The sequence below is a fragment of the Enterobacter hormaechei subsp. hoffmannii genome (assembly GCF_001729745.1).
Taxonomy (GTDB): Bacteria; Pseudomonadota; Gammaproteobacteria; order Enterobacterales; family Enterobacteriaceae; genus Enterobacter; species Enterobacter intestinihominis.
This window is the reverse complement of the sequence record NZ_CP017186.1, coordinates 1,232,787-1,251,529: the sequence shown is the minus strand read 5'-3', so window position 1 is coordinate 1,251,529 and position 18,743 is coordinate 1,232,787. Positions and strand designations below refer to the sequence as shown.

At 54.4% G+C, this 18,743-nt stretch carries 20 protein-coding genes; 9 read left to right on the top strand and 11 right to left on the bottom strand.

Annotated features, from left to right (window positions below; genetic code table 11):
- The first annotated feature begins 52 nt into the window (after positions 1–52).
- From ybeD to lipA, 4 genes are all read left to right on the top strand, one after another.
- Positions 53–316: a DUF493 family protein YbeD gene (ybeD, locus tag BFV65_RS05830; protein WP_069596353.1), complete on the top strand. Its 264-nt coding sequence runs from the start codon at positions 53–55 to the stop codon at positions 314–316.
- 94 nt (positions 317–410) lie between these two features.
- A complete protein-coding gene (gene lipB, locus BFV65_RS05825; protein WP_023299587.1) occupies positions 411–1,052 on the top strand; it encodes a lipoyl(octanoyl) transferase LipB in 642 nt (213 codons plus the stop codon).
- 291 nt (positions 1,053–1,343) lie between these two features.
- Positions 1,344–2,297 carry a YbeF family transcriptional regulator gene (locus BFV65_RS05820; protein WP_069596352.1) on the top strand — a complete coding sequence of 318 codons (954 nt, stop codon included), beginning with the start codon at positions 1,344–1,346 and terminating at the stop codon, positions 2,295–2,297.
- A 206-nt stretch (positions 2,298–2,503) separates the two neighbouring features.
- Positions 2,504–3,469 (top strand): lipoyl synthase, encoded by a 966-nt coding sequence (gene lipA / locus BFV65_RS05815; RefSeq protein ID WP_006809637.1) that lies wholly within the window; start codon positions 2,504–2,506, stop codon positions 3,467–3,469.
- Positions 3,470–3,549: 80 nt separating this feature from the next.
- Here the strand turns inward: lipA and tatE are convergent, their stop codons facing one another.
- Positions 3,550–3,753, bottom strand: a complete 204-nt coding sequence (tatE, locus tag BFV65_RS05810) for a twin-arginine translocase subunit TatE (RefSeq protein ID WP_022647424.1) — start codon at positions 3,751–3,753, stop codon at positions 3,550–3,552.
- Between the two features lie 128 nt (positions 3,754–3,881).
- A complete protein-coding gene (locus BFV65_RS05805) occupies positions 3,882–4,670 on the bottom strand; it encodes a deaminated glutathione amidase (RefSeq protein WP_069596351.1) in 789 nt (262 codons plus the stop codon).
- A 67-nt stretch (positions 4,671–4,737) separates the two neighbouring features.
- Here BFV65_RS05805 and crcB point away from each other — a divergent pair, with 67 nt between their 5' ends.
- On the top strand, positions 4,738–5,121 hold the full coding sequence (gene crcB / locus BFV65_RS05800) for a fluoride efflux transporter CrcB (protein WP_017382474.1): 384 nt from the start codon (positions 4,738–4,740) through the stop codon (positions 5,119–5,121).
- Positions 5,122–5,340: 219 nt separating this feature from the next.
- Here the strand turns inward: crcB and cspE are convergent, their stop codons facing one another.
- The 7 genes from cspE to BFV65_RS05765 all read right to left on the bottom strand — a co-directional run bounded on the left by cspE (position 5,341) and on the right by BFV65_RS05765 (position 12,803).
- Positions 5,341–5,550, bottom strand: coding sequence for a transcription antiterminator/RNA stability regulator CspE (gene cspE, locus BFV65_RS05795; protein WP_002439184.1), 210 nt, complete (start codon positions 5,548–5,550; stop codon positions 5,341–5,343).
- A gap of 190 nt (positions 5,551–5,740) precedes the next feature.
- Positions 5,741–6,316, bottom strand: a complete 576-nt coding sequence (gene pagP / locus BFV65_RS05790; protein WP_032621658.1) for a lipid IV(A) palmitoyltransferase PagP — start codon at positions 6,314–6,316, stop codon at positions 5,741–5,743.
- Between the two features lie 161 nt (positions 6,317–6,477).
- Positions 6,478–9,594 carry an efflux RND transporter permease subunit gene (locus BFV65_RS05785; protein WP_069596350.1) on the bottom strand — a complete coding sequence of 1,039 codons (3,117 nt, stop codon included), beginning with the start codon at positions 9,592–9,594 and terminating at the stop codon, positions 6,478–6,480.
- Positions 9,591–10,790 carry an efflux RND transporter periplasmic adaptor subunit gene (locus tag BFV65_RS05780; RefSeq protein WP_069596349.1) on the bottom strand — a complete coding sequence of 400 codons (1,200 nt, stop codon included), beginning with the start codon at positions 10,788–10,790 and terminating at the stop codon, positions 9,591–9,593. The genes BFV65_RS05785 and BFV65_RS05780 overlap by 4 nt, the downstream gene beginning before the upstream one ends.
- Entirely contained in the window at positions 10,787–12,043 is a 1,257-nt protein-coding gene (locus BFV65_RS05775; protein WP_045621817.1) for a TolC family protein, read from the bottom strand. The genes BFV65_RS05780 and BFV65_RS05775 overlap by 4 nt, the downstream gene beginning before the upstream one ends.
- Before the next feature lie 11 nt (positions 12,044–12,054).
- A complete protein-coding gene (locus BFV65_RS05770) occupies positions 12,055–12,348 on the bottom strand; it encodes a copper-binding protein (RefSeq protein WP_023299583.1) in 294 nt (97 codons plus the stop codon).
- Positions 12,349–12,401: 53 nt separating this feature from the next.
- Positions 12,402–12,803, bottom strand: a complete 402-nt coding sequence (locus BFV65_RS05765) for a hypothetical protein (RefSeq protein ID WP_023305682.1) — start codon at positions 12,801–12,803, stop codon at positions 12,402–12,404.
- Between the two features lie 342 nt (positions 12,804–13,145).
- On the opposite strand from BFV65_RS05765, the gene dcuC reads away from it, so the two are divergent.
- Entirely contained in the window at positions 13,146–14,513 is a 1,368-nt protein-coding gene (dcuC, locus tag BFV65_RS05760; RefSeq protein ID WP_069596348.1) for an anaerobic C4-dicarboxylate transporter DcuC, read from the top strand.
- A gap of 94 nt (positions 14,514–14,607) precedes the next feature.
- Positions 14,608–15,417 carry a ribonuclease I gene (rna, locus tag BFV65_RS05755; protein ID WP_069596347.1) on the top strand — a complete coding sequence of 270 codons (810 nt, stop codon included), beginning with the start codon at positions 14,608–14,610 and terminating at the stop codon, positions 15,415–15,417.
- Here rna and BFV65_RS05750 read toward each other — a convergent pair.
- Positions 15,411–16,037 carry a flavin reductase family protein gene (locus tag BFV65_RS05750; RefSeq protein ID WP_063146995.1) on the bottom strand — a complete coding sequence of 209 codons (627 nt, stop codon included), beginning with the start codon at positions 16,035–16,037 and terminating at the stop codon, positions 15,411–15,413. The genes rna and BFV65_RS05750 overlap by 7 nt on opposite strands.
- Positions 16,038–16,299: 262 nt before the next feature.
- Between BFV65_RS05750 and rnk the strand changes: the two genes are divergently transcribed.
- Positions 16,300–16,710, top strand: a complete 411-nt coding sequence (gene rnk / locus BFV65_RS05745; protein ID WP_022647414.1) for a nucleoside diphosphate kinase regulator — start codon at positions 16,300–16,302, stop codon at positions 16,708–16,710.
- 139 nt (positions 16,711–16,849) lie between these two features.
- Here the strand turns inward: rnk and BFV65_RS05740 are convergent, their stop codons facing one another.
- Positions 16,850–18,088: a zinc-dependent alcohol dehydrogenase gene (locus BFV65_RS05740; RefSeq protein ID WP_015571156.1), complete on the bottom strand. Its 1,239-nt coding sequence runs from the start codon at positions 18,086–18,088 to the stop codon at positions 16,850–16,852.
- 181 nt (positions 18,089–18,269) lie between these two features.
- On the opposite strand from BFV65_RS05740, the gene uspG reads away from it, so the two are divergent.
- The gene (gene uspG / locus BFV65_RS05735) at positions 18,270–18,698 is read left to right on the top strand and encodes a universal stress protein UspG (RefSeq protein ID WP_022647413.1); all 429 of its coding nucleotides are present in this window, start codon (positions 18,270–18,272) and stop codon (positions 18,696–18,698) included.
- Positions 18,699–18,743 lie beyond the last annotated feature (45 nt).

Below are 18,743 nucleotides of genomic sequence, written 5' to 3'. Positions count from 1 at the left end.
CTCCCGCCCCGTGGCGGGAGTTATTATTTTTTATACACACGCCGGAGCTGACATGAAAACCAAACTTAACGAACTGCTTGAATTCCCTACCCCTTTTACTTACAAAGTAATGGGTCTGGCGAAACCTGAGCTGGTTGATCTGGTGGTTGAAGTGGTACAGCGCCATGCGCCGGGCGACTACTCTCCATCAGTCAAACCGAGCAGCAAAGGTAACTACCACTCGGTCTCAATCACCATCACTGCGACACACATTGAGCAGGTTGAGACGCTGTACGAAGAGCTCGGCAATATTGAAATTGTTCGTATGGTGCTGTAGTCCTTCTGCGGTTACCCGGTTTGCCGGGTAACCCACTTCCCCGCTGTGATATACTCCCCGTTACCTATTCTCCCTTGTCTTCGGAGACATCCTTTTGTACCAGGATAAAATTCTTGTCCGCCATCTTGGGCTACAGCCTTACGAGCCTGTCTCTCAGGCTATGCATGACTTTACCGACAGGCGCGATGACACCACGCCTGATGAAATCTGGCTGGTTGAACACCTGCCGGTGTTCACTCAAGGCCAGGCAGGAAAAGCCGAACATTTATTGATGACGGGCGATATCCCGGTGATCCAGAGCGATCGCGGTGGACAGGTGACCTACCACGGCCCGGGCCAGCAGGTGATGTATGTTCTGCTTAACCTGAAACGCAGAAAGCTGGGCGTGCGTGAGCTCGTGACCTTACTGGAGCAAACCGTGGTGAATACGCTGGCTGAGTACGATATTGACGCTCACCCTCGCGCCGATGCCCCGGGCGTTTATGTGGGAGAGATGAAGATCTGTTCGCTGGGGCTGCGTATCCGCAAAGGCTGCTCGTTCCACGGGCTGGCGCTGAATATCAATATGGATTTGGCCCCCTTCCAGCGCATCAACCCATGTGGGTATGCCGGTATGGAAATGACGCAAATGCGCCAGTGGGTCGATACCGCCACGCCTGACAATATCCGGCCCGTGCTTCTGAAGAACTTTTTAGCACTGCTTAACAATCCCACCTACGAATATATTGCTGCTTAACTTACCTTGGGCAGTGGCTCAATTATTTGACCAGCCACTGCTTAATTACCGCATTTACGCTTTACAATAAACCGCATATTCTATATTTTCGAGTCGCCCATATATTAGCGTCACATATTAATTAGAACCTTAATAGAACCATCACCGGGTTTCGTGTAACGTGCGTGACAATCACCCAACTGCTTGTTTTCGATAAATAATGGAAACTTACTAAACACTTTACGAATCTCTGCAAGCATAATAAATAAATTCAACTATCATTCATATTGTGAATGGATACGGAGTAAGAGCGTGGAGCCTACTAATTTACCAGCCAAACGCCTGAATGAAACCAGCGGCGAAGATAAGCCGCAAATTTTTCGGACTTTACGTAATATTGATCTCAATTTATTGACTATTTTTGAGGCGGTATATGTCCATAAAGGTATCGTTAATGCTGCGAAAATTCTTAATCTCACGCCCTCTGCTATTAGCCAGTCAATTCAAAAATTGCGCGCGATATTTCCCGATCCGTTATTTATTCGTAAAGGCCAGGGCGTAACCCCAACCGCGTACGCCACCCATCTGCACGAGTACATCAGCCAGGGTCTGGAATCAATACTGGGCGCGCTGGATCTCACCGGCAGTTACGATAAGCAACGAACTATCACCATAGGCACCTCTCCCTCAGTGGGCGTTCTGGTCATGCCGGCCATCTATCAGGCGGTGAAACAGCATGCGCCACAGTTGCTTATCCGCAACGTGCCCGTCACCGATCCGGAAACACAGCTGGCGCAATTCCAGACGGACCTGATCATCGACGGCAATAGCTTTACGGCCAGAGCGTTAGGGCATAACGTACTTTATACCGACACTCTGGCGCTCGTTTGTCGTCAGGCTCACCCTGCGTTGAGCGCACCTTTGACGCCAGAAAATTTGCGCCATTACGAACATGCGACATTTATGTCCGAAGGACAGGGTCAGGATCCGCTGCGACAACGTATTGACGAACTGTTCCCGGACCGTCCGATCAGCTTTAGCAGTTACAATATGTTTACCCTCGCGGCCCTGATTAGCAGCAGCGACTTGCTCTGTATAATGCCTGTGCGTCTCTTCACTTTGCTTCAAAAGTGCTGGCCACTGGAGAGCATTCCATTAAGTCAACTTACGACGGAATCTATTGAAATCTCACTGCATTACAACAAGCTAAGCCTGCGCGATCCGGTGCTGGAAAACGTCATCAATGTGATCCGCCAGACTTTTTGATCCGCCTTTCAGCGTAAGGCCCTGCCGCATGCGGGGCAAAAGGCACAAAACAACAACTATTTTACAAATTGGCGACCTGGCAGGCTGCTTTACCGCCCCTTTAAATGATATACTGCCTGTCGTTCGTTCAAAAATAGTTGATAATTACAACATTCCCTTGAATTGAAACGCTTTCCTTCGATATTCGCAACTGGAACACGCACGCTATGAGTAAACCCATTGTGATGGAACGCGGTGTTAAATACCGCGATGCCGATAAAATGGCCCTTATCCCGGTTAAAAACGTGGCTACAGAGCGCGAGGCGCTGTTAAGAAAACCGGAATGGATGAAAATTAAACTTCCGGCTGACTCTTCGCGTATTCAGGGGATCAAAGCGGCGATGCGCAAAAATGGCCTCCACTCTGTCTGTGAAGAGGCCTCCTGCCCTAACCTTGCTGAATGTTTCAATCACGGTACCGCGACGTTTATGATTCTGGGTGCCATCTGCACCCGCCGCTGTCCGTTCTGTGACGTTGCCCATGGCCGTCCTGTTGCGCCTGACGCTAACGAACCGCAAAAACTGGCGCAGACCATTGCCGATATGGCGCTGCGTTATGTTGTTATCACCTCCGTTGACCGTGACGATCTGCGCGATGGCGGTGCTCAGCATTTCGCTGACTGCATTACCGCCATCCGCGAAAAAAGCCCGAACATTAAGATTGAGACGCTGGTGCCGGACTTCCGTGGCCGTATGGACCGCGCGCTCGATATCCTGACCGCGACGCCACCAGACGTGTTCAACCACAACCTGGAGAACGTACCGCGTATCTACCGTCAGGTGCGTCCAGGTGCAGATTACAACTGGTCGCTGAAGCTGCTGGAGCGCTTTAAAGAAGCCCATCCGCATATTCCTACCAAGTCTGGCCTGATGGTGGGACTGGGTGAAACCAACGCTGAGATCATTGAAGTGATGCGCGATCTGCGCCGCCACGGCGTCACCATGCTGACGCTGGGGCAGTACCTACAGCCAAGCCGTCACCACCTGCCTGTACAGCGTTACGTGAGTCCGGATGAGTTCGATGAAATGAAAGCCGAAGCGATGGCGATGGGCTTTACCCACGCTGCGTGCGGTCCGTTTGTTCGCTCCTCTTATCACGCCGATATGCAGGCGAAGGGCGAAGAAGTGAAATAAAGCTGTAAAACTTATTTACAGTAAAACAAAAAACCGGCCTCGTGAGCCGGTTTTTTTATGCAAGCCTTGCAGCATTGCCATTACTCTTTGTGTGAAAGCTTCTGTGCTGCGATGTCATCTTCGGCACTTTTCTTCGCTGCCGCGTCGTCATCGTTCATTGCTTTCTTAAAGCCTTTAATGGCAGCACCCAGGTCTCCACCCAGCGTGCGTAACTTCTTGGTACCGAACAGCAGGACGACCAGTGCGGCAACCACCAGCAGTTTGGTAATACTAATCTCACCCATAAATACCTTCTTTACATGAAACAGGCTGCATTCAGCGCCAAAGAAACCTGAACGTATTAACGGTCATCAGGCGCGCGCACACAATAGCAATCTGTAACAAGGTGAATCAAGCATTGTTGAAAAAAACATCATATTAATTGCGGTGGCGCAAACCTGCGGTTGCGCAGAACAGGTAATTGCTGACGCGCAAGCGTTATTCGTGCTGACGTTATCTCCGTCAGCAGTAAAGCAGGCGCTTCCGCCGCCGCGGCTACTGTCACTCCCAGCGGATCGACAACCCTGCTCTGTCCAATATGTTTATTGCCACATTCACCCGCAGCCACTACATAGCAGGTGGTGTCCAGCGCGCGTGCGGCCAGTAGCGTTACCCAGTGATGCTCCTTAAGCGGTCCTCTGACCCACGCGGCGGGCAGAACCAGCACCTCGGCCCCCTGTAGTGCCAGGTTCAGCGCCAGCTCCGGAAAGCGGATATCGTAGCAGGTCATCAGGCCAACCTTAAAACCCTCCACCTCAATCAGCGGCGGAATTACACTCCCCGGATCGACCAGTCGCGACTCCTGGACGCTGAACGCATCATACAGATGAAGTTTGGCGTAGCTTGCGACAATAGCGCCTTCACGTATCGCCACCAGCGTGTTCACCGCCCGCCCCGGCGTGGAGGGAACATGGATAGTCAAAATGGTGGTGAGCGCGTTACCGACGCTTTCGGCCAGCAGTCGTTTCAGAAACGCCCCTTCCAGCATTTGCGCAGACTTTACCGACAGGTCCGGATCGCCATCATCGCGCGCCAGTAACGCTTCAGGAAGCACCAGCAGCGCCGCCCCTTTTTGCTTCGCCTGGTTCATCAGGGAGATGCACTTGTCCGCGTTTTCATTCCAGTCCGGCGTCACCGCAAACTGCCCTACTGCAACATACATAATTGTCTCCCGGTTAAAAACAGCGTTACACTCGACGCACTTACACAGCAAATAGCAGGTATTGACAGTGTTACAACTACTTATAGCCGTTTTTATTGGTGGGGGCACGGGTAGCGTTGCGCGCTGGCTCTTAAGCATGCGGTTTAACCCGCTGCATCAGGCCATTCCGATGGGGACACTGGCGGCAAACCTGATCGGGGCATTTATCATCGGGATGGGGCTGGCGTGGTTTAATCGCATGACCAACATCGACCCTATGTGGAAGGTATTGATTACGACCGGTTTCTGCGGCGGTTTAACGACGTTTTCTACCTTCTCTGCGGAGGTGGTGTTTCTGTTTCAGGAAGGCCGGATGGGCTGGGCGCTGACGAACATTGCCGTTAACATGCTTGGCTCGTTTGCGATGACTGCGATCGCATTCTGGTTATTTTCCTCCGCCAGCGGACATTAAGCGCGACAACCTTAATGTTGGCTTAATTTTTCTCTGTCATTCTTGGCTCAATATTGAACGAGGGTGATAGCATGAGAGAGAATCTGTCAGGCGTGGGTATGGTATTGCTAAGCGTCGCGATCGTCGCCAGCTTTCTGAAGATCTATCTTTTTGGTTGATTCATAACGAAAAAAACCCGCTCATTGAGCGGGTTTTGAAATTCTTGCTGACGCGTCTGAATTACAGAGCGATTACGTTAGCAGCAGAAGGGCCTTTGGCACCGTTAGTGATTTCGAACTCTACGCGCTGACCTTCAGCCAGAGTTTTGAAACCATTAGACTGGATTGCAGAGAAGTGTACGAACACGTCTTTGCTGCCATCTTCAGGAGTAATGAAACCGAATCCTTTGGACTCATTAAACCACTTAACGTTACCTTTAATCTTAGACATCAAAATTACCTTTACATTAAAAAACGACACAAATGCTGTGTCGGGTATCAGTACAACAATTGTGAGGCGTTTTGTCCAGCGGATCTTTGATAAAAAGTGACAAAAGTCGCGTTAATTTTCGCTGTCCGATTTTTATCCTTTACATTTCAATGTCTGTGCGTTTTTTGGCCGATTTACCAGACAAATTCAGTTAAAACTGAAACCGCATCCAGGCAAAGTAAACGTTACCGTTGTTATACGTACCCGGTATGTAGGTCATCTGAAACGTTGCAGGACCATAGCCGATGGAGGCAAGCGGCAACAGTACCGGAACAGGAATGTATTTCCAGTTATCACGCGCCGTGAACCCTGCCGTATAGCCCAGCCCAAGACGGAAGTTGTCGTCTGATAACGGACGCCAGGTTTTTTCCCAGCCGTAGCCACCAATAGGCTCCCATTTATTGTAGGAGTCCTTAAACGCCATCAGGTACAGGCCATGCCAGTTACCTTTTTCATCCCAGCGAGACTGACCGAAACCAGCCCCCCACGGACGCTCGTTATAACGGTCTGTTTTTTCTTTATCGTAGGCAAAACGTGCATGCCACGTAATGGCCGGAATATAGAGATCGTAATGTTCAGGTTCGTTCCATGTTTGCGCGACGTTATCCGTGAAGGTGGTGAACCAGCTTTTATCCGCTGTATTGCTCTGTGCATTAACAGCAGACGCAAATGATAACTGCGCAATAATAAACAATAAAATCAGGGGGAATTTAATTCGTACAATCACAATGCCATTACCATATTTAGTATTCGGTGCAGACCTTAGCACAGAATACTTGAATGAACGCTTAACAGCATGGGTGTTATTCCTAATTACCATCCCGTTCCTGAGAATAGTCTGAGGATACATAAACTGCATGCCTGAATAAGCACATGCAGTTGACATTTTTAACGTTGATGTAACAATTTGTAGAGTGCGGGAATAACTAACATCGACAATAACGGTGCAGTAACCATGCCACCAATCATCGGTGCAGCAATACGTTGCATCACCTCCGAGCCACTCCCATTGCCCCACATGATGGGCAGCAGTCCCGCCATAATCGTGGCGACCGTCATCACCTTCGGACGCACGCGCAGCACGGCACCTTCGTGGATCGCCCGCAATAGCACCGTATTTCCCCCTTCTGGCTCAAGCCTGTGATATTTATCAAGCGCATGATTCAAATATAGAACCATAATTACGCCGAATTCTGCTGCCACCCCGGAAAGGGCGATAAAGCCAACGGCCCCCGCCACAGACAAATTATATTCAAGCAGCCATAATAACCACACCCCACCAATAAGCGCGAAAGGCAATGTCCCCATTATTATCAGGACATTTGATATCCGCCTGAAGGTTAACCATAAAAGGATGAATATAATCATCAGCGTGACAGGTAAGACTATTTTAAGCGTCGCGGTCGCCCGTTCCAGATATTCAAACTGCCCGGACCAGGAGAGAGATACGCCCTGCGGCAATAGCACCTTCTCCTCCACCCGTTTTTGCATTTCATCTACGGCGGACTTCAGATCGCGCCCGCGCAAGTCCACGTAGATCCAGCTGGAAAGGCGCGCGTTTTCACTTTTTAGCATCGGTGGGCCTTCCGTCACGACGATATCGGCCAGTTCCCCCAGCGCCACCTGGCTACCGCTGGCGGTTACTACCGGCAACACCCGCAACGTGTCGACGTTATCACGCAAATCGCGGGGATAACGCAGGTTGATGGGGTACCGCTCGCGTCCCTGGATCACCTCACCAATGTTATCGCCCCCGACCAGCGTGGAGACCAGGCTTTGCAGTTCATCGACGGAAACGCCGTAGCGCGCGGCTTTTTGCCGGTCGATACGAATATCCACGTAGCGCCCGCCCTCCAGTCGCTCCGCCAGCGCCGAGGAGACGCCAGGAACGTCCTTCACCACCTGCTCAATCTGCCGGGCCACGCGCTCAATGTCGGCAATATTATTGCCGTTCACCTTAATGCCGACCGGGCTTTTGATCCCGGTTGCCAGCATGTCCAGACGGTTACGGACAGGGGGCACCCACACATTGGCAATGCCCGGCAGCGACACGGTTTTATCGAGCTCCTCCACCAGCTTTTGCGGCGTCATTCCAGGCCGCCACTGCTCGCGGGGCTTAAAGTGGATAGTTGTTTCCAGCATGGTTAATGGCGCGGGATCGGTTGCCGACTCCGCCCGACCAGCTTTGCCAAACACGCTCGCCACCTCCGGTACGCTTTTGATCAAGCGGTCCGTCTGCTGAAGCAGCCGCGATGCCTCGCGAGCAGAGATCCCCGGCAGCGTGGAGGGCATATAGAGTAAATCCCCTTCATCCAGCGGCGGCATAAACTCACTCCCCAGGCGGCTCAGCGGCCAGAGCGTGGCGATCAGCAGCAGACATGCCAGTGCCAGGGTCGTTTTCGGGAAGGTCAGTACCTTATCAAGCAGCGGCTCATACAGGCGGATCAGGAGGCGGTTTATCGGGTTTGCCTTCTCATCCGGGATTTTCCCGCGAATAAAGAAGCCCATTAGCACCGGCACCAGAGTGATCCCAAGCCCGGCGGCCACGGCCATCGACCAGGTTTTGGTGAACGCCAGCGGCGAGAACATTCGCCCCTCCTGCGCTTCCAGCGAAAATACCGGTATAAATGACAGCGTGATGATTAACAGGCTGCAAAACAGCGCCGGTCCCACTTCAACCGCCGCCTTTTCCGCCAGACGCCAGTACTCTCCCGGCGCGGGCTCCTTGTCCGGATTATCATGCCGCCACTGCTCCAGCACCTTGTGCATGTTTTCAATCATGACAATTGCCGCATCCACCATCGCTCCGATGGCAATGGCGATCCCGCCGAGCGACATCATATTCGCGTTAATGCCCTGATAGTGCATCACCACAAAAGCCCCGAGGATCCCCAGCGGCAGAGAAACCATCGCCACCAGCGCGGAACGCAGGTGGAACAGGAACAGCGCGCACACCAGTACCACCACGGCAAACTCTTCGAGCAGCTTGTGCGTCAGCGTTTTGACCGACTCCTCAATCAGCGTGGAGCGATCGTAGACCGGAACAATCTCGACGCCCTGCGGCAGCGTTTTTTGCAGCTCGCTCAGTTTCGCTTTTACCGCGCGAAGGGTTTCCAGCGCGTTCTGCCCGTAGCGCATCACGATTACGCCGCCAGCAACCTCCCCTTCACCGTTAAGCTCCGCCACGCCCCGGCGGATCTCCGGGCCAATGCCAATGGTGGCGACATCTTTCAGCAGGACAGGTACGCCATCGCGGGTGGCGATCACCACATTGCGAAAATCCTCCAGCGAGCGCAAATAGCCCGTTGTCCGCACCATATACTCCGCTTCGCCCATCTCCAGCAGGGCGCCGCCGCTCTCTTTATTGGCGGCCTGCACCGCGCCGGATAGCTGGCTGTGGGTAATATTCAGCGCGCGCATTTTCGCCGGGTCCGCCACGATCTGATACTGACGCACCATTCCGCCAATGCTTGCCACTTCAGATACATTCGGTACCGTCTTAAGCTCGAACTTAAGCGTCCAGTCCTGAAGGGCCCGCAGATCTGCCAGGCTGTGTTTTCCACTACGGTCGATCAGCGCATATTCGTAGATCCAGCCCACGCCCGTCGCATCCGGCCCCAGCGACACCTTCACGCCCGGCGGAAACTGCGCCTGTACCTGGCTTAAATATTCCAGCACCCGGGATCGCGCCCAGTAGAGATCGGTGCCATCCTCAAACAGCACATACACATAAGCGTCACCAAACATTGAAAAACCGCGCACGGTTTTGGCGCCCGGCACAGACAACATGGAGGTTGTCAGCGGCCAGGTCACCTGATCTTCAATCACCTGCGGCGCTTTCCCGGGGTAACTCGCTTTGATAATGACCTGCACATCAGACAGATCGGGCAACGCGTCCAGCGGCGCGCGCTGCACCGCCCACCAGCCCCAGCTGGCCATCATCAGCGCGGCCAGGATCACCAGCAGGCGGTTACGCAACGAGGCGCGAATCACAGCGGCAATCATGGCGTCACCTCCGGCATCACGCTATGCAGGCTGGCTTCGGAATCAATCAGGAATTGCCCGGACGTCACCACCTTATCGCCCTCTTTGACCCCGGACAGGATCGCCGTCCAGCCCTGCGCCGTCAGGCCGGTTTTCACCGTCACAGGCTGGAAATAACCGTCCCCGGTAGCCAGCAGCAGACGCGCAGACTCTCCGCTGTTAATCACCGCTTCTTCCGGCACCGCCAGCACCGGCGGGCCTTTCAGCTCTTCCGCACGCCTGACGGAGAGGTACATGCCCGGCTTCAGCTTATATGCGGAATTTTCCAGCACGATACGGGCTTTCAGGGTTCGCGTGGCCGCCTCCATCTGCGGCAGCAATTCGCTGACCGTGCCGTGGAACTGCTCCCCCGGCCAGCTTTCTGAGGTTGCTACCACCTTACTGCCCACCGTCAGAGACTGCGCCTGCGTTTGCGGGTAGTCGACCACCAGCCAGACCGGATCGAGGCTGGCGATCTCAAACAGCGGCGCCGTTGCGGTGATTTGCGCCCCTTCCCGCACGTCCAGCTTCACCACATAGCCCGCCCGGTTGGTGCGCAGAATGAGCGTGGTCTGCGGCTTACCGCTACGCTCCAGCAAACGAATGACCTCTTCTGGCATAAACTGCAACGCCAGCCGCTCGCGTGCGGCGCGGGTCAATGCGGCATCGCCAAGCTGACGAACCGCGAGATACTCCTGCTGGGCGGCGGTCCACTGCGGGATCCACAGTTGCGCCAGCGCCTCTCCGGCTTTTACCTGCTGCTGCGGCGCATTAACAAACAATTTTGACACCACGCCATTGGCCGGGGCTGACAACACCGAGACGTTACGTTCATCCGTTGCAACCGTGGCAAAGGCCGAGAACGGCGAAACCAGCTGGCGCATCTCAACGTTGGCGGTTTTCATCCCCAGGTTTTGCTGCTGTTGAGTGCTGATGGCCACGCCTGACGCCGCCTGCGCTTCATCGGCGTAGCGTGAGACCAGATCCATATCCATAAAGGGGGATTTACCCGGCTTATCGAAGCGCTGACCGGGCACCATGGGGTCGTACCAGTAAAGCACCTTGCGTTCTGAGGGTTGTGAAGCCGCATCCGGCTGATGCGTCTGCTTCTGTCCGACAAAATAGCCGCCAACGGCAGCTATCGCGATGGCAATCGCCATTAACGTTGTTTTTTTCATTGCGCCAGCTCCTGCGGGATCAGCCAGTTCACGGCAGCCCAGGTTCGCGCCATTTCGCGCTCCGCCTGGTTCACCGCCAGTTCCGTATCCAGTACGCCACGACGCGCCTCCAGCAGGGCCGGAAGCGCCGACTGTCCAGAACGATATTGCGCCGTCAGCACCGCCAGCCGTTGTCGCTGCAACGGTAGTACCTCATCCCGCTGACGCTGCCACACCGTTTGCGCAGCCTGATACTGCGCCACCAGCGTTTGCACCTGGGCAATGTGTTCGCGTTTGAGCAGCGTCAGTTGATCCACCGCCTGCATTGAGCGGGAAACATCGGCGGCGTAATCCTTGTCCTGACGTTTTGACTGGAACAAAGGCAGATCCACGCTGAACATCACGCCAGCCATATCGTCATAGCCTTCGGCGCGGTGGGCGTAATAGACCTCCACATCCACATCGGGTATCGCTGCCACGGCAGATTGCGCTGAACGCGCTTTCGCGGTCTCTGCTTCACGTCGCGCGGCCTCCACTTCCGGGTGCCTGGCAATCCCCTCCTGCAACGTTTTTTCATCGGCAGGAAGGCGCTGATAGCGCGGCAGCGGACCGCGAACCGCCGTAATAGCGTGCCCTGTTAGCTCCAGCAGACGGCTTTGCGCCAGCTGCACATCCCGCTGCGCCAGCGTCTCTTTGTCGCGCATGGCGCTGAGGATCATTTGCAGGGCCAGTACGCTGTCCGGCGTTGCGCCTCCCGCCCCGACGCTCGCCTTCTGCACGCCCCGCTGGCGTTCCGTTTCACGGACCAGCGTTCTGGCCGTTTTCAGCGCCTGCTGTGCCAGCGCCAGATCCAGCCAGGCCTGGGCGGTATCACGCTGAAGCGCGGCACGTACGGCCTCGGATTTTGCCAGCACGCTTCGCGCCTGCGCCTGAAAAGTCTGTGCTTTACGTTCCCGCTTCTCCGAGCTGACGTAGCTTTGCATGATGCCAACCTTCTGCATGGTCATCCCTTCGCGCGTAAGCCGCCGATCGTTGCTGCCCTGTACCGGCACGTTTTCAATACCGAATTTCAGTTTTGGATCAGGTAATTGCGTGGCGGAATCCGCCATCGCATCCAGCGCCTGCGCTTCGTTACGGCTGGCGGAGAGTTCTGCCGAGTAGCGCTGGGCTTCGGTCAGGGTGTGTTCGAGCGTCCACGGCTCCGCCTGCGCGGCGGAGGTTAACAGGCCGAACAACACCCCACCGAGCCACAGGCTCAGTGAGTGTTGTTTCATGGTGACCTCGCTTAGCGCGCTGGCGTCAGCGAGATAATCTGGAAACCGTCACCCGCACGCTCAAGCGTGAAGGTCACCTCATCCCCCGGTTTGGCGCCATTCAGCGTGGCGCCGGCAGATAAAGTAAACGGCATGGTCATCGCTGGCCATTTTAGTTCCGGTATGGCCTCGTGACGAAGCATCACGGCATTGTCAGAGATCGACTGAACCACGCCGCGGCCCTGCCAGGTCTGGTTTGCCTGAACGGTATAAGAAGCGAAAGAGATGGACGCGCCAACCAGCGCGGAAAGGAATAGGGTACGCATGATAAAACTCCTGTTAAACGTTAAGTAAATAAAATCAACGAATTAACAGGTTTTTACTCCCGAAACCGGCAATAGCGGATCGTTGCCGGCGGCCCCACAGCAGGAGGGGTAACAGACCACGCAGAATGGCTTGCAGATGAACACTCTGGCGTCGTTAAGGTCAGCGTCATGGCGGCAGGCAGCGCCACCAGATGCGGCTGGGCAGGATCTTTTTGTACCTGATCCGGCACACAATGTTTTTCACACAGCGGTGAAGCACCGGCAGCATAATGCGGCCCCGGTTCCGCCATCATATCCATATGCTGGATGGTGGCCACCTCACCGCGCAAATCCATTGAACATTGATGGGAGGCGACGGCCACCTGACTCTGGATTAACAGCCAGCCAAACGCCAGCAAAAACATCAGCAGATGTTTTTTGATAAAGCGCAGGCGATACGTCCAGCTGGCGTGCATATTCAGATCGTCGGATAGGGTAAAAGTGAACCGAGTATAAGCAGGCAAAAGAATGAAAGAGAAGTAGTTTTAAAGAGATTTACGTTTTTAAATCGATTGTCGGCAAGTAATACTCAAAACCTTAACACTTCACCATCAATTTAATGACATATAATATCTATTCATCAGGTCAATAACGTCTTAATATAAATGACGCAGGGTTAGCAAAAATATCGTCATCATTGCCTTTAGTAGTCTCTTTCTTGATTTTAATCAGCAAGGACTGGCCATTTATTCGGCACATTTCAGGCTTCTTTTTTATTGATTATTTGTCTCTCGGGCAGCAAGGATACAGGGGAAATCATGCTTACTTTTCTCGAACTCCTCATTGGAGTCGTGGTCATTGTCGGTGTAGCACGCTACATCATTAAAGGTTACTCAGCCACCGGCGTGCTATTTGTCGGCGGCCTGACGCTGCTGATCATTAGCGCGCTAATGGGTCATCAGGTTTTACCCGCCAGCGAAGCCAGCACCGGATATACCGCTACCGATATTGTGGAATATATAAAAATTCTGCTGATGAGCCGCGGCGGCGACCTGGGCATGATGATCATGATGCTCTGCGGATTTGCTGCCTATATGACCCATATCGGTGCGAATGATATGGTGGTGAAGCTGGCTTCTAAGCCGCTGCAATATATTAACTCCCCCTATCTGCTGATGGTCGCGGCTTATTTCCTGGCCTGTCTGATGTCATTAGCCGTTTCCTCAGCAACAGGCCTTGGCGTGCTGTTAATGGCGACGTTATTCCCGGTAATGGTTAACGTCGGGATCAGCCGTGGCGCAGCGGCGGCTATTTGCGCCTCTCCGGCAGCGATTATTCTCTCCCCTACTTCCGGTGACGTGGTGCTGGCCGCGAAAGCCGCGGAAATGTCGCTGATTGACTTCGCCTTCAAAACCACACTGCCAATCTCCATCACCGCTATTCTCGGCATGGGCGTGGCGCATTTCTTCTGGCAACGCTACCTCGATAAGAAAGAGAACGTCAGCCATGAGATGATGGACGTCAGTGAAATCACCAGTACCGCCCCGGCGTTTTATTCCATCCTGCCCTTCACGCCGATTATTGGCGTGCTTATTTTTGACGGCAAATGGGGCCCTCAGCTGCACATCATCACTATCCTGGTGATCTGTATGCTGCTGGCGGCCATCCTGGAATTTGTTCGTGGCTTTAATACCCAGAAGGTGTTCACGGGTCTTGAAGTCGCCTTCCGCGGTATGGCGGATGCCTTCGCGGGCGTGGTGATGCTGCTGGTTGCCGCAGGGGTGTTTGCTCAGGGGCTGAGCACAATCGGCTTTATCCAGAGCCTGATCTCTATCGCCACCTCGTTCGGCTCGGCCAGCATTATCCTGATGCTGGTGCTGGTGGTACTGACCATGCTGGCGGCGATGACTACCGGCTCCGGTAACGCGCCGTTCTATGCGTTTGTTGAGATGATCCCTAAGCTGGCACACTCCTCCGGCATCAACCCGGCTTACCTGTCCATTCCGATGCTCCAGGCCTCCAACCTGGGTCGTACCATTTCTCCGGTATCGGGCGTGGTGGTTGCGGTTGCAGGGATGGCAAAAATCTCTCCGTTTGAAGTGGTAAAACGCACGTCAGTGCCGGTGCTGGTTGGCCTGATTATCGTTATTATCGCCACCGAAGTGCTGGTTCCCGGCGCTGCCTAAGCGAAATTCCTGCTTTCCAAAAAGCGCCTGCGGGCGCTTTTTGTGCTTTAATAACCTCCAGAAATTAATCGCGCCCAACCAATCAGGAAAGCAAATGTTCAGGAAGGATATCGTTATCCCGTCTGGCGCAGTAGCGCTTGCACTCTGTGTCTTCTCAATTCAGGCAGATCCGCTTAAGCCAACCCAGTATGGCGATTTCGATCGCTACGTTCTGGCTCTTTCCTGGCAAACGGGATTTTGCCAGAGTATGGTCGAACGCAACCGTGACGAACCGGAAGAGTGTCGCCTGCAAAAAGAGAGCAGCAACAAAACCGATTTTCTGACCGTCCACGGCTTATGGCCAGCGCTGCCGAAATCTATTGCCGCTCGCGGAGTGGATGAACGCCGCTGGATGCGCTTCGGCTGTGCCACTCGTCCGGTTCCGAATATGCCGGAAGCAAAAGCCAGCCGCAAATGTGACGCCGCAGAGACCGGACTATCGCTAACGGGCGCGGCGAAGCTGAACAGTGTGATGCCCGGCGCGGGCGGCAACTCCTGCCTTGAACGTTATGAATACGCGAAACACGGCGTCTGCTTTGGTTTTGATCCCGACGCTTACTTCGGCACCATGGTGCGCATGAACCAGGAAGTGAAAAATAGTGCGGTTGGGGAATTTCTGGCGGAAAACTATGGCAAGACCGTCCGCCGTAGCGATTTTGATGCAGCCGTGGCCAAAAGCTGGGGGAAACAGAACGTAAAAGCGTTCAAGCTTACCTGCCATGGCAATCCGGCTTATCTGACCGAGATGCAGATCTCGCTAAAATCCAGCACCATTAACAACTCGCTCTCAGCCAGCACCTTTGCGCTACAGCCGCATCCCGGTAACTGCGGCAAACAGTTTGTTATCGATAAAGCTGGTTACTGATTGTTCCTGCGCGCATCCGGGCGTACCAGATCGAAGCGATGGCTGTCGCTGATGCCGTAGTAGGCGGACGGTCCACCCGCACGCAGAATGGGCTGCGCTTTCGCGGTCTGGTAAATCCCCTCTTCCAGCAAACTCTCAGCGATATGGACGCCCACCACTTCGCCGAGCACCAGCCAGGTATCAATCGGTGTCCCATCCGCGCCGGTCAACTGAATGCACTGTGACAATCGACACTCGAAATTCACCGGGCTTTCCGCCACGCGCGGCGAGCGCACAAGCTGGCTGGCTACGGGCGTCAGGCCGGCAAAGGTAAATTCATCCTCGCCATGAGGGAGTGTGGCGGAGGTTTCATTCATCGCCTCAGCCAGATCGCGCGTTGCGAGGTTCCAGACAAACTCTTCCGTTTCGGTAATATTCCGCACGCTATCCTTCCAGCCGTTGCTGGAAAAACCAATGATCGGTGGGCGATAGTTAAAGCAGTTAAAGAAGCTGTACGGGGCAAGGTTCAGTTGACCGGCCTTATCACAGGATGAAATCCAGCCAATCGGACGTGGACCGATAATGGCGTTCAGCGGGTCGTGCGGCAGGCCGTGCCCCTGAGACGGTTGGTAAAAGTACATATCGCTCTCTCTACGCTGGGGCTGCAACGCGCATTGCCCGGTTTAAGTTTTACCAGCGTAACGAAATTTCCGTTCAGCGTGAATCGGGATGCCGGGTTTATTGCCAAAAATTCATATGGCGCACGAATGTGACCTTCATCACTTCAAACTTAGGGTTTCAGACAGTATCATCAGATAAGTTAAACCCTCGCTGCCAGACGGCGAGGGTTTTCTTTTGGATTGGTTTCTGCGTTACACGCAGCATTAACGACATGGAGTAAAAATGTCCAGACCTACGATTATCATCAATGAACTCGACGCAGAACGTATTGACCGACTGTTGGAGAAACCAGAATTCGCCTCGCTGCCGGTAGCCGATGCGCTGAACGAAGAGCTAGACCGGGCGCAGATGTGTACGCCTGAGACCATGCCGCATGATGTGGTCACCATGAACAGCCAGGTGAAGTTCCGCAACCTGACCACCGGTGAGGAACTCACCCGTACGCTGGTCTATCCGGCGCAGATGACCGACAGCAGCATGCAGCTTTCGGTGCTGGCACCCGTGGGCGCGGCGCTGCTTGGACTGCGCACGGGCGATACTATCCACTGGGAACTCCCGGGCGGCGCCTCAGCCCATCTGGAAGTGCTTGAGCTGCTCTACCAGCCCGAAGCCGCTGGCGATTACCTGCGTTAATCCCTTCTGAACAAGCGACCCCGCTTTGCACAGAGGATGCACCTGCATCCTCTTTCCGCAAATTCACCCGATTGTGTTATATCGGACAAAAACCGCTTAATCCATGTTTACTCTGTCGTAGTGCCGTGGGGACGAAACCTCACACAACGCCGCCGGGGAAGGCATTCACCAGTCCCTTCACTTTCTGCTGCGCAGCCTCCGGGGTGTCTGCGCCAGGCACCAGGATCACCTTGCGGCACTCCTCCTCCCGTTTTTCGAAGATCTTATAGGCGCGCTCCGCATCAGCCAGCGGAAGATAGTGGGTCACAATATCTTCCGGTGTAAGCAACCCTTTTTCGATAAGCGGCAGCAGCTCTCCCAGCCAGGCGTGGACGTGCGTCTGCCCCATCTTAAAGCTCAGCCCTTTATCGAAGGCATCGCCAAACAGGAAGCCATGGATGAAACCGGCGTACACGCCCGGCACGCTGACCACGCCGCCGCGTCGCACCGCAGCAATGCACTGGCGCAGGGCTTTGCCGCTGCTGCCTTCAATTTTCAGGTTACTGAGGATCGTTTCCGTCGTGCTGCCTTTGGCCTCAAACCCGACGGCATCAATCACCGCATCCACCCCGCGCTGCCCGGCCGTTTGCTCAATGATTTTCTCCGCCGCGTCGTTATCGTCATCAAAGTTAATCGGGATCGCGCCGTAGCGCTCCTGGGCAAACCGCAGTCGATAGGGATGATGGTCAACCACAAAAATCTGCTCTGCGCCGAGAAGCCGCGCGCAGGCAATGGTCAGCAACCCCACCGGCCCGGCCCCGAATACGGCGACGCTGGAGCCTTTCTGGATCTGCGCATTTTTCGCCGCCTGCCAGGCGGTAGGCAGAATATCTGACAGGAAAAGCGCTTTGTCGTCTGACAGCAGCTGAGGCACTTTAAACGGCCCCACGTTGCCTTTCGGCACGCGCACATACTCCGCCTGTCCGCCCGGCACGCCGCCGTAAAGATGGCTGTAGCCAAACAGCGCGGCAGGGGCGGGAATTTGCTTTTTGTTCAGCGCCGCGCCCTGCCCGCGGTTCGTGTTTTCGCAGGCCGCGTACTGTTGCATCTGGCAAAAGAAACAGTCACCGCAGGCAATCACAAACGGGATCACCACCCGGTCACCTTTCTGCACGTTCTTCACTTCGCTCCCGCACTCCACCACCTCGCCCATAAATTCATGACCAAAGATATCGCCGTGCTGGACCTTGGGAATTTTTCCGCGATAAAGATGCAAATCAGAACCACAGATCGCCGTGGCTGTTACGCGCAGGATGATATCGTCAGGCTGTTCGATGCCCGGATCGGGGACATTATCGACCCGAACATGATGTGGACCGTGATAGGTGAGAGCTTTCATGCAACCTCCGAAAGGGTGTGGGTAAGCTTATAAAAGGGTAGCTACCTCTCGGGATATGCCCCGGAATCCGGCTGTTTTGAGATTTATCCTGGCGAGATAAAAAAGTGCTGTCGAGATTACGGAAACCTTTTATATTTTGTGGTTGAATGATTTCAGCGTTTATAAACAAGGAGAAACGGGTATGTATCAAACAATCATTATGCCGGTTGATGTTTTCGAAATGGAACTGAGTGATAAGGCTGTACGTCACGCGGAATTTCTCGCGCAGCAGGACGGAGTTATTCATCTTCTGCATGTTTTACCGGGCTCTGCCAGCCTGAGCCTGCATCGTTTCGCTGCTGATGTGCGTCGTTTTGAAGAGCATTTACAGCATGAAGCCGAGACGCGCCTGCAAACCATGGTCGGGCACTTCAGCATCGATCCTTCCCGCATAAAAACCCACGTCCGGTTCGGTAGCGTGCGTGACGCCGTTAATGAACTGGCCGCGGAGCTGAACGCAGACGTGGTGGTGATTGGTTCGCGCAACCCGTCTATTACCACGCACCTGCTGGGGTCGAACGCCTCCAGCGTGATCCGCCACACCCACATTCCGGTGATGGTCGTCAGATAAAAAAAGAGGCCACCTTTTGGTGGCCTCTTGTATTGCAGGTGTCGT

Coding starts and splice junctions, on each gene's coding strand:
- ybeD (WP_069596353.1), top strand. CDS start 53: ATGAAAACCAAACTTAACGAACTGCTTGAATTCCCTACCCCTTTTACT.
- lipA (WP_006809637.1), top strand. CDS start 2,504: ATGAGTAAACCCATTGTGATGGAACGCGGTGTTAAATACCGCGATGCC.
- tatE (WP_022647424.1), bottom strand. CDS start 3,753: ATGGGTGAGATTAGTATTACCAAACTGCTGGTGGTTGCCGCACTGGTC.
- BFV65_RS05805 (WP_069596351.1), bottom strand. CDS start 4,670: ATGTATGTTGCAGTAGGGCAGTTTGCGGTGACGCCGGACTGGAATGAA.
- cspE (WP_002439184.1), bottom strand. CDS start 5,550: ATGTCTAAGATTAAAGGTAACGTTAAGTGGTTTAATGAGTCCAAAGGA.
- BFV65_RS05785 (WP_069596350.1), bottom strand. CDS start 9,594: ATGATTGCCGCTGTGATTCGCGCCTCGTTGCGTAACCGCCTGCTGGTG.
- BFV65_RS05780 (WP_069596349.1), bottom strand. CDS start 10,790: ATGAAAAAAACAACGTTAATGGCGATTGCCATCGCGATAGCTGCCGTT.
- BFV65_RS05775 (WP_045621817.1), bottom strand. CDS start 12,043: ATGAAACAACACTCACTGAGCCTGTGGCTCGGTGGGGTGTTGTTCGGC.
- BFV65_RS05770 (WP_023299583.1), bottom strand. CDS start 12,348: ATGCGTACCCTATTCCTTTCCGCGCTGGTTGGCGCGTCCATCTCTTTC.
- BFV65_RS05765 (WP_023305682.1), bottom strand. CDS start 12,803: ATGCACGCCAGCTGGACGTATCGCCTGCGCTTTATCAAAAAACATCTG.
- dcuC (WP_069596348.1), top strand. CDS start 13,146: ATGCTTACTTTTCTCGAACTCCTCATTGGAGTCGTGGTCATTGTCGGT.
- rna (WP_069596347.1), top strand. CDS start 14,608: ATGTTCAGGAAGGATATCGTTATCCCGTCTGGCGCAGTAGCGCTTGCA.
- BFV65_RS05750 (WP_063146995.1), bottom strand. CDS start 16,037: ATGTACTTTTACCAACCGTCTCAGGGGCACGGCCTGCCGCACGACCCG.
- rnk (WP_022647414.1), top strand. CDS start 16,300: ATGTCCAGACCTACGATTATCATCAATGAACTCGACGCAGAACGTATT.
- BFV65_RS05740 (WP_015571156.1), bottom strand. CDS start 18,088: ATGAAAGCTCTCACCTATCACGGTCCACATCATGTTCGGGTCGATAAT.
- uspG (WP_022647413.1), top strand. CDS start 18,270: ATGTATCAAACAATCATTATGCCGGTTGATGTTTTCGAAATGGAACTG.